This is a genomic window from Candidatus Bathyarchaeota archaeon (assembly GCA_029882535.1).
Taxonomy (GTDB): Archaea; Thermoproteota; Bathyarchaeia; order Bathyarchaeales; family SOJC01; genus JAOUKM01.
Map to the genome: position 1 here is coordinate 1 of JAOUKM010000050.1, position 7247 is coordinate 7247.

The 7247-nt window shown below is 39.4% G+C and carries 7 protein-coding genes; 6 read left to right on the forward strand and 1 reads right to left on the reverse strand.

Annotation, left to right across the window (positions count from 1 at the left end):
• Positions 1-592: 592 nt before the first annotated feature.
• Positions 593-916 (forward strand): hypothetical protein, encoded by a 324-nt coding sequence (locus tag OEX01_08985; protein ID MDH5449115.1) that lies wholly within the window; start codon positions 593-595, stop codon positions 914-916.
• 543 nt (positions 917-1459) lie between these two features.
• Here OEX01_08985 and OEX01_08990 read toward each other — a convergent pair.
• Entirely contained in the window at positions 1460-2131 is a 672-nt protein-coding gene (locus OEX01_08990; protein ID MDH5449116.1) for a hypothetical protein, read from the reverse strand.
• A 177-nt stretch (positions 2132-2308) separates the two neighbouring features.
• On the opposite strand from OEX01_08990, the gene OEX01_08995 reads away from it, so the two are divergent.
• From OEX01_08995 to OEX01_09015, 5 genes are all read left to right on the forward strand, one after another.
• Positions 2309-3793 carry an SLC13 family permease gene (locus OEX01_08995; protein ID MDH5449117.1) on the forward strand — a complete coding sequence of 495 codons (1485 nt, stop codon included), beginning with the start codon at positions 2309-2311 and terminating at the stop codon, positions 3791-3793.
• 49 nt (positions 3794-3842) lie between these two features.
• Positions 3843-5231, forward strand: a complete 1389-nt coding sequence (locus tag OEX01_09000) for an MBL fold metallo-hydrolase (protein MDH5449118.1) — start codon at positions 3843-3845, stop codon at positions 5229-5231.
• Positions 5232-5282: 51 nt separating this feature from the next.
• Complete coding sequence (locus OEX01_09005; protein MDH5449119.1) at positions 5283-5744, forward strand: YeeE/YedE family protein; 462 nt, start codon at positions 5283-5285, stop codon at positions 5742-5744.
• Positions 5741-6145, forward strand: a complete 405-nt coding sequence (locus OEX01_09010) for a YeeE/YedE thiosulfate transporter family protein (protein MDH5449120.1) — start codon at positions 5741-5743, stop codon at positions 6143-6145. The genes OEX01_09005 and OEX01_09010 overlap by 4 nt, the downstream gene beginning before the upstream one ends.
• A 684-nt stretch (positions 6146-6829) precedes the next feature.
• A complete protein-coding gene (locus OEX01_09015) occupies positions 6830-7036 on the forward strand; it encodes a dodecin family protein (GenBank protein ID MDH5449121.1) in 207 nt (68 codons plus the stop codon).
• Positions 7037-7247: the final 211 nt, after the last annotated feature.

The following is a 7247-nucleotide window of genomic DNA, read 5'->3' on the forward strand; positions in this document are numbered from 1 at the left end:
ATTCGCCATTTCTGATGGAAATGATTGTAGCGGAGTATGTTGTCTTTGCTTTGGTGCTTGGTTTCATCGGGCTGTATGTGGGTTCAATACTTAGGAAGCCCAAGAAAACCTAAGAATAACCGTCATATGAAAAAGCCAAGGGAAAAATTGCGAACACCCTTTCTTTATTTTTGTTTTGGCAACTGCAATTCTTCCTTTTCTCTTTCTTGTGACATTAGATATTCTGAAGAACAAATAATCAAAGAACCAGTCAGAAGGGGTATAATTTTTTCTCGATTCTACCCCATTGAGTTCTATCTTTTTGAATGTCCATCTGATATGGTAAGAAGTCCTGATTCCTGCCTATTAGATGCCAGTCCATTTCCAGCTGAACCTTTCCTGTCCTGACCTAAATCACTCTGCTTTTTGTCAGGTCAGGGCGGTATGTTGCATTCGTCACCTTACGCTGACGCCGAAGAATGCATTTGACAATCAGCGTCAGCTTAGTCAATTGGTTGGTTGGTTGATGGGTCGAATTTTAACCCAAAATCCAAACCTAAATGGATAAATAGATGCAACAATGTAGTAATTTAAAATTTGCTTTGGTGACAATATGGGATATCAACGGAAAGTCATAATGGGATACACAATCGAGCTTGAAATTTATGAAAGCGGGGGCTGTGGGTATCACAAAGCAGGTGATAAACTGAAGTATCCGGAAGATAGAGGAATTATGTGTCCTTGGTTACTGGATAGCGTTAGCAGCATGATTCGTGTTCTCCGATATGGCGGTACGCTTCCTTGGAAATATGAAGGCACTCCTTATGAAAAAGAAATTGACCCTGATGGCACTACAACAGAATTTGTCCGTTGCCCCGACCCAACTTCTAGTGGTGTAGTTCTTAAAATCATTAGAAAGAAAAAAGAAGAAAAATAAACATTAACTATGCCGTATGTGCGTTGGATATTGAGTTCATTATGAGGGGTAGTTTTTGAGTGAATTTTACCCGTCGCACTACTAACTAATTATCCTATCCTTTTCCTATTCCAGTAATATCCTTCCTGTACCATTAGGGTGTATCCTAAATTGGTCATTCAGTTGTTTGGAAGTCCATAACCGCCGTCCATTAACGTCTCCGTTGGTTGGTTGGATTAAATTTTAACCCAACAACAACAACAACAAACAACGGACGGACCAACGACGGACGACGGTTAATGGAAGGTTAATTACCATTTTTTACCCCCAATTAAGGAAGGGTACCATGATGGTATAGGAAGGTACAGGATGGTACCATAGAGAATAATATGTGAGGGGTAAAAACTCAAAGAAAAATTACCCCTCATAACAAACTAAAGCTAATAATACGAGGGGTAAAAAGTATAGAAAAACTTACCCCTCATAACAAAAATACGAGGGGTAAAAAAGGGGACAAAAAATTACCCCTTGCATGAACCCAGCGCGCGCAAATTGTCATATGTACTAGAAAAGGCCTCTAAGTTGTTTAAGTATACCTCGACTCAGCATGTGCCAGTAAACTCTTCTTTTCAATTCGTTTCTAGAAAATGATCCTTGAAGTCTTCTTTTCCATGAACCATAAAAGCTTCTATAACATTTGTAGAGTTCTTCCTGCACCTCTTTCCTTGACAGGGTTTCCGTTGGCATTATTGAATGTACCATATCGTAGTTGGCCCAATTAGAGTCTTCTATCCACCCATTCTTTTTTGCCTCCTCGAAAAGCTCAGTTCCAGGAAATGGCGTAAGAATAGCGAAAATGACAAAATCTGAATCCAATTCGTCAATGAACTTTCTTGATTCTGCGATTGATTCCGCTGTATCTTTGCGTTCACCTATTATGAACATCGCTTGGGCGAAGATGTCATTCTTTTTTAAGAGCTTAACCGCTTTCTTAGCGTCTTCAGGAGTAATATTCTTCCTGAAGGTTTCAAGCGTTGATTGGATTGAGTTTTCAACTCCTAGAAGGATCCAACGGAGACCTGACTTCCGCAATTTAGGTAGAGCGTCTTGATGTTTGATTATATCATCGCATCTTACTTGGGTAAACCACATCAAATCTTCAGAAAGCCCTTTCTGGATAATTTCTTTGGCTAGTTCACTAGCCCTTTTGCCTACTCCGAAGTCATCGTCTGCCAACCAGATGAATCGACTTCCATAATTCTCGAAATGCGCGCGCGCACAGTTTAATGAGTTGTCGGTTAAAATAGTAACTTAACATTTAGGGTCGAGTAATACCAGAAAGTCTTAGGACACTTAAGAGTTAAATTCTATCGTTTATCATACAAGTTCTGCTTCCCAAGGAGATTATGAGGGATGGGAGACCTCGAAAAAACCAGTCAAAAGGCAGATTCTGAAGAGAAGAAAGAATGCTACTTTTGTAAACCAATTAAATGGACTGCATTCGAAGTTCCACCAAAACTTACCAAATTTTTGTACTCAAGAAAAAACTTGTTTTTTGTTCTAATTATCGCATTTCTGGTCTATTTTATAACTTTTAATCAGCCAGAGATTGTAAGAAGAACCTTAACCACTTTTGTTTTTGCTGCAGGCTGTTGGATGCTCGAAGTATTTCCTTTACCAATAACTGGGCTTACAATACCTGTAATGCTAACTTTGTTAGGAGTATTTAATCCAAAAGAAGCCTTTGCTCCTTTTTCAAACTCAATTATATTCCTTATGATTGGAGGTCTTGTTTTGGGTCAATCAATAAAAAAACATGGATTAGATAAATGGATTGGATACAACCTACTAACTTACTCCAAAGGCAAAATAGATAGACTAATTTTGCTAGTTATAGCTGCCACTGCCTTCCTAAGCATGTGGATGTCAAACACTGTAGCAATAGCAGTAATTTTACCTGTTATTCTCTCAATACTGACAGCAATGCCTGAAGAACTTGTTAATCTTAAACGCAAGATGCTATTAGGAGTCTCTATAAGCACATCAATCGGTGGCACTGCCATGCTCACAGGAAGCACCCCTGCAATGATAGCTGGAGCATTACTGGGAGAAACAATTCCTTTTGGGTTCATTGAATGGGCATACTACGGCTTACCCGTTTCTCTGTTAATATTAGCAACATCCTTTTTGTTATTGAAAAAGTTGTACCCCTCTCCAAAAATAACACTAAACCTAGATGCAATAATTGAACAAAAAAAACAAATGGAAAAACTAACCACCACACAGAAAAAAATACTTCTAATTTTTTTGGGAACAATACTATTCTGGTTCATGGGAAGCCAGTTTGAAGGCTGGCTCGGATTGCCAACTTCAGTATCTAATGTAGCCATAGTTTCTGTAACTGCGGTTCTAATAATGTTCGGCCTAAACCTACTTGACCTCAAAGATTTACAATCAATCCAATGGGAATTAATATTTCTAGTAGGAGGCGGAATTCTATTGGGCGAAGCAATGATTGAATCTGGTGCAGCCAGCGGCATAAGCAGTGCCATAGCATCTATGCACGGTTCATCTCCCATAATAGTAATAATAGCCGTTTTAAGCCTGATTTCGCTTCTCTTAACGAATTTTATTTCAAACAGCGCAACCGCCGCAATTTTAATACCTATAGCAATTGAAACTGCAAACATTTTAGAAATGACACCAGTTCCTTTTGTAATGGCAGTAGCTCTAACAGCAACCATAGCATTCATAACGCCAGTAGGAGTACCCTCTACGGCCCTAATCTACTCAACAGGAATTATTCCTAGAAACAGGCTTATTAAAACAGGAATTTTAGCTGCAATACCCGCATTGTTAATAGTCCTTGCCATAGTTTACACATTTCCAGTTCCATAGAAAAAATACAGTTTAACAAGCAACTGAAAAATCTTAAGTAAAACTATAATTGAATACAAAAAGGGTCGTTACAATGTTAATTCAAACAGTAAAATCAGAGATAGTTTCACACCTTTCATACATCATAGGAAACAACAATGAGGCAGCAGTAATCGACCCCAGACGAGACTGCAAAATCTATCAACAAATTGCTAAGAACTGGGGAGCAAAAATAAACTATATTTTTGAAACCCATAGAAACGAAGATTACGTTACCGGGTCCTTAGAACTAGAAAAGCTCACAGGAGCTACAATATTTCACGGCCCCGGGCTGCCTTGGGGATTCGGCAAAATCATCAAAGACAACCAAGAAATCAATGTGGGAACACTGAAAATTAAAGCATTGCACACTCCAGGCCATTCACCAGATAGCACAAGTTATGTTTTATACGACCTAGAAAGTGGAGAAGAACCTGTAATTGTCTTCACTGGAGATACACTTTTCGTAGGAGATGTAGGTAGAACCGATTTTCTTGGAGAAAAAATGACCCCTACTATGTCGGAAAGATTGTATGACAGCATAAATGACAAACTTTTATCCTTAGGTGATGGAGTAATAGTGTGCCCAGCTCATGGTTCTGGGTCAGTATGCGGCGGCAAAATAAGAGAAAGAGAAATAAGCACAATTGGAATCGAAAAGAAAACAAACCCAATGTTGAACCTAACCAAAGAAGCTTTTATCAAACAAAAAACAAGTGAACAGCACCAAACTCCACCATATTTCATGCAAATGGAAGCTTACAATCTTAATGGTCCCCCAATATTAGGTGAAATACCTACTCCGCATCCTCTAACTCCTTCAGAATTTAAGAAAACTGCTGAAAACTCTTACATTATCGATACAAGAACTCCCGCAGCTTTTGGAGCAGCCCATATAAAAGACTCCTTTAGTCTGACCCCCAAAAGGTTACTAAATGTAGGCTGGGTTGCAGATTATAACAAACCAATTTTGCTAGTTGTTGAAGATTTACATGCATTGGATTTTGCAGCAGATAATTTGTTTAGGCTTGGTTTAGATAAAATTGCAGGATACTTGGAAGGTGGCCTAGAAGCTTGGTATAAGCAAGGTTTACCTATTGCAAAAAACGGATTACTATCGGTTCATGAACTAAGAAAAATGATTGAGGCAAACCAAGAAATCACAATCTTAGATGTTCGTCGTGAAAAAGAATGGAATGATGGACACATCAAAGGAGCAATGCGCATTTATCTTGGACACCTTCCGAAACAGACAGATGAAATTTCTAAGGATAAACCGATAGTCGTTATGTGTAAAACAGGGAACCGGTCCAGTTTTGGAACAAGTATTTTGCTCAGAGCAGGATTTGACAACGTCTATAACTGTTTAGGCGGAATAGAAGCATGGGTCAAAGCCGGGTTCAAATTAACTAAATCATAAAACAAAGTGTTGGAAAAACCTTAAATCAAAAACTGAACATCAAAGGTATTCATGTTTCCTCTTGGAATTGAACCATATTTACTGGGCGGACTAATAGTTGGAATTGGAGTATCTTTAATATACCTAGTAACAGGGCTACATGCAACTCAAAGCAGCTTTTTTACAACCACATTATCTTGGTTCTCTAAAAGAAAAAATTTCCAGAAAGACTCAAATATAAAACAAAGAGGCTGGAGATTAACGTTAGCTACAGGTCTAGTCATCGGAGCATTTATTCACACTCTTACACTTTCACCGACAGGATTTTGGACAACCTCAGTTCAATTATGGCGGTTAATTCTGGGCGGATTATTAGTAGGATTTGGAACAAGACTATCCAGCGGATGCACTTCAGGTCATGGAATAAGTGGATTAGCATCACTTTCTAAAACATCTCTATATTCTGTTATCGTTTTCATGGGCGTTGGCATCGTAACGGCGAGCATTGTTAATATATTGGGCGTTTCACCATGAACAAAAGAAACATAATCGTACTAATTGGCGGGATACTGTTTGGGTTCGGTCTATCATATAGTGGAATGACCAAACAAGAAATTGTCCTAAGTTTCCTAAAATTAGAAGATTTGGGGCTAATATTCGTCTTAGGCGGAGCAGCATTAGTAACAGCCTTTGCAATAAACGTATTAGCAAAATATCAAAAAAAGCCAGTACTTGGTGGTGAATTCAAACCAAGACGCGGGATTCTGTCATGGAAAACTATAATCGGTGCAGTCATATTTGGAATCGGTTGGGGAATTTCAGGTCAATGTCCAGGTTCTGCAGTAGCAAGCCTAGGCACAGGCAACTTACCAGTTTTACTCGGAATTTTTGCAATGTTCATTGGGGCCTACTTAAAAGAGCGTTTAGAGTCCTAATTTCAATCAGGTATTAATCCAATAAAGATAGAAAGCTTGGGAACTGCCAACTTTAGCTAAAGCAGCCTGTGCCCAAGTCCACTGTTACACGTGGTGGGGTCGCGGGGATTTGGACACGGGACCAGTGGTGACATCAACCGCTTAAATCCAGCAAACTCCACCTTTTTTCAAAGTTATTTCTCTAGGAGTGGTTCCTATTCACAAGTGTTCGTGATTTCTTCCACAAATCCGCTTTTGGGGGTTAAATTTTAAGTTGGTTGGTTGGTTGGATTAAAATTTAACCCCAAACCTAAACCAAGTTGGTTGGTTGGTTGGGCTAAAATTTCACCGCAAGACAAGAGTGATGATGTCTCACGCACAGTTGCCCTGTCTTAATGGGCTTCATGAGAGACCGGTCACTAATTGCAACCAATTGCACGAGTGGGTTACATGGCGACGCAAGTTTTTCCATAGGGAATATTAAAGCGAAGTAGGAGAAGATGTGGCAAACAAGATGCAGGAAATATATCGAGACCGCTACGAGTATAGCCTTTGATTTGATTTGTGAAAAACGTTGAGGATTAGAGATGAGCAAGCAAGTTAACTGACTTTTGAGCGTGCGCGCTGAGAGCTCGCCAGATATTCAGAAAACATCGAATACGTTATAAATCGACAGAGAACCACAGACAGTGAGGAGGTGAACATGTGGCAGTGGTGAAAATCATAGAACTTGTTGGATATTCTACAAGTGGATGGCAAGACGCTGCAGAAAATGCTTTGAAGGAAGCGGCGAAAACGATAAGAAACATCGTTGGAATAGATGTCGTCGGCTCGACAGCAAAGGTTGAGAACAATAAAATCGCTTCATACAAAACCAACGTCAAGATAGCATTCATAGCTGAAAGACCTTGAATAGGGTGCGCTATGCTGATGCAACGGAATATAACTGCTATTTACCTGACTCTAATATGCTCTTTCACACAAAATTCTTATAGGCTTGAAGACTTTGTTTTGAAGGTGTTATCCTGCCAAACTGAAATAGGCGCGCGCATTCTGCCAACTCATACAAACAAGAGAGAGAAGTTGTGAACAAGTAACTCAGGGAACGTGGTCTTGGTTGATT

Excerpts from the sequence above, each read along its gene's own strand:
- OEX01_08995 (MDH5449117.1), top strand. The coding sequence starts at position 2,309 with ATGGGAGACCTCGAAAAAACCAGTCAAAAGGCAGATTCTGAAGAGAAG.
- OEX01_08985 (MDH5449115.1), top strand. The coding sequence starts at position 593 with ATGGGATATCAACGGAAAGTCATAATGGGATACACAATCGAGCTTGAA.
- OEX01_09005 (MDH5449119.1), top strand. The coding sequence starts at position 5,283 with ATGTTTCCTCTTGGAATTGAACCATATTTACTGGGCGGACTAATAGTT.
- OEX01_09010 (MDH5449120.1), top strand. The coding sequence starts at position 5,741 with ATGAACAAAAGAAACATAATCGTACTAATTGGCGGGATACTGTTTGGG.